This is a genomic window from Colwellia sp. (assembly GCF_013215345.1).
Taxonomy (GTDB): Bacteria; Pseudomonadota; Gammaproteobacteria; order Enterobacterales; family Alteromonadaceae; genus Colwellia.
The window spans coordinates 1-2737 of record NZ_JABSOV010000233.1; the positions used below are offsets into that span (position 1 = coordinate 1).

Sequence of the window (2737 nt, forward strand, 5' to 3'; positions counted from 1 at the left end):
ATAATCGTTCTATCTCAGTATGGGGCACATTGCGCCATAGGTTTAACCGTAATTTCGACTGCTCCGTTCGTAGAATGAGAGTTATTGTCTAGCTTATAAGAAAAGTTAACATTCAGTGCTACAGCTGATATAAATTTAATTTATACAGGTCGTAGGTTAAAACGGGCTAGCGAAAGCTTGTAAGTCCAACAATTACGTATTTATTTTAGTCGTCTTGCATCTATACATATCAACAATAATCACCTTGATAATCAAATTAAACGCTTTTACAAATGTTGATGCAAAATGTCGTGTGGAAAGATTTTAGTATGTATTACTTAAAAAGAATCATACGCAATATGGCGTGGTACAAACTCAATACCTTGCATTTACACTTTACTGAATGGTTGGGGTTTTAATTACAAAGTGATAAATTCCCTCTATTATCTTCAAAAAAACTTATAATAAACAAAGCTGGCGCGAAAAATAAGATTATGCAGCAAAGTACCATGTCATGATTATTCCTGAGATTGACTTACCTGCATATGCAACCCATATCGTTAACTACAATCGAAACTTCGGTTTTTCATGTGATTCGATATTGACAGAGAAATGGTTATCTGGCGAAGTGAATCAACAATCAAGTCAGTTGGATCTTAAATATGACCAAAGTTGAAGTGCGTGAATTTATCTATGAATTACTTGAAGATTTTATTCCTTTATTTGATGCACCTTACTTACTTATTTATTGGTGGTGACGAATGGTAGTATGCCAACCAGAAAAGTAAATGTATGGAGCTCGTTTATTTTGCGAAAGAAAGTGGTTTTGAGCACACCGGCGATGTTTTTGTTGAATGAATTAAATAAATGAACAAGTAAAACCCCACGGCAAGCGCACACAAATTTTGAATTGGTAGCGTTTTAGCCTAAACGAATAATTTAAAAATGTCACCGATATTCAGCCTAATCAGACATTATTGTCAATTTTTCAGCGATAAATAGTGTCAGAAATATTTACACTTTCTAAAACTTCACATAAGCACAACAGACAATAGAGCGATTTTACATAAGCTTATACTTATCGCATGAAAATTGCATATTATACGTATCGAGAAAGTTAGCTATTGTTGCATCTGAGTTTTGGCCAAATACACTGTTTTATTGGCCTGTTACTCTTTTCCAATTGAGGATTAACTATGATCATGTTTAAGAAAAAAGTGACCCCAACCTACACTTACTTTTTAATCGCAACGAGTTTGATGAGTTCGTGTTTAAGCGTTAATGCATTTGCAACCGTTACGACGACGGAAACTCAAAAGTACTTAGTTATCGCCACCGGCGAAGGTATTAAAGACAATGAATTTTCCGCCTTTGATATGTCAAACGTCGAAATTGGTGCCGATCAAGAATTGGTCTCCAACAGTGCGGTCGGCAGTCCCTCACAGCGAGTTGGCGGCATCAATGGCTACAACGGTGGTTTAGACCTTACCAGTTATTGGGTGCCTAACGATGGCGTCAATGCAAGTAAATCCGGTAACCGCTTTAACGATACCGACCCTGACCACGGTAGCGATACTGTGGGTTCTGCCGATTTAATGCCCGGTGCGCGTCCGGTTTATGAAGGCATTGATTACAGTGGTAATGTCGCGTTAACCGGTAGTCTGTCAAAATTCACTTCATCCAATGCTGATGTCAATGCCACCCTTGGTATTCACTGTAATCGAGACGCAGCCGATTGTTTTCCAAACCCTTCAGATAATAACAGCTTTTTTGCCGATGATGGCGACCCCACTGATCCCAATCACCTAGATTATGATCCCGATGATGACGTACAGGGTGATTTAAATGCTTTAGATGGGGTGAGCTTCAACGACCCGACCACATTATTGGCAGAATTAGCCGCGCAACGTGATTGGATTGTTGGTTTAACCGCAGATACCACCTTCAGTAAAACCTTTGTAGAGAACACCTTTAAGGACAACCGAAATATTAAAGATGGCGGCGGCTCAGCACATGTTACTGATATCAATGATCTTAGCTCCATTGCCCAAGCGGCGGTTATTACCGATTTAGATGCTATTGATGCGGCGGGGAATAACGACGGTATTGCGGTTATTGATATTCATATGGAGGGTGCGGCATTTTTACTCGACAATACCGATTGGATATTACAAACCATGCTAGACACCATGGTGATTTTTAGAATGAAAGATGGAACACATTTTGACTTTGCCAACTCATCGATATTACTGGGTGATGGCACGTTAAATTCACAGGATAGTATTCATGAACTGGGCGCAATATTTTTTATTGACTCTGACGCCGGCGGAAATGAACTATTCAACGTTAACAACGCAATTTTGGGTGGTATCGGCTTATGGGATTTCACTGACTTTACCCCCGATAGAAGCACTTTGCTGAGTACTAATGCACCTTCATTCTTTAATCCCGCTATCGATGGCGGCACGATAATACATCTTTCAAACGCGCAAGGTTGCGCACAATTTATTAGTAATAGGGTGGAAATGTCGAACAATCGCTGGAATCGTTGTGCAAAGGGCAGCACAATACCAGAGCCATCAATAACCTTGCTATTTGCCTTGGGCTTATTCTCCATAAGACGAATGAGCAAATAAATAGGCCCAAAATAAAATTTCTAAAAGGCCACAATACAGTGGCCGTTTTTAGTTGAAATAGACTCTAAGCTGATCATAGACTTGCTATTTTATTTGCTCATTCCGCTAACTAATGGGTGGTA

General features: G+C 39.4%; 2 protein-coding genes and 1 pseudogene. All 3 read left to right on the forward strand.

Translation table 11 applies throughout. The annotated features are described in order from the left end of the window. Window positions 1-308 precede the first annotated feature (308 nt). The 3 genes and pseudogenes from HRT50_RS18925 (at window position 309) to HRT50_RS18530 (ending at window position 2615) form a co-directional block, all read left to right on the forward strand. Complete coding sequence (locus tag HRT50_RS18925) at window positions 309-398, forward strand: family 20 glycosylhydrolase (RefSeq protein WP_367238889.1); 90 nt, start codon at window positions 309-311, stop codon at window positions 396-398. 83 nt (window positions 399-481) lie between these two features. Beyond that, window positions 482-655 (forward strand): annotated as a pseudogene (locus HRT50_RS18930) (hypothetical protein); the annotation flags it as partial. 526 nt (window positions 656-1181) lie between these two features. After that, complete coding sequence (locus HRT50_RS18530) at window positions 1182-2615, forward strand: hypothetical protein (RefSeq protein ID WP_291617264.1); 1434 nt, start codon at window positions 1182-1184, stop codon at window positions 2613-2615. The last annotated feature ends 122 nt before the right edge of the window (window positions 2616-2737 follow it).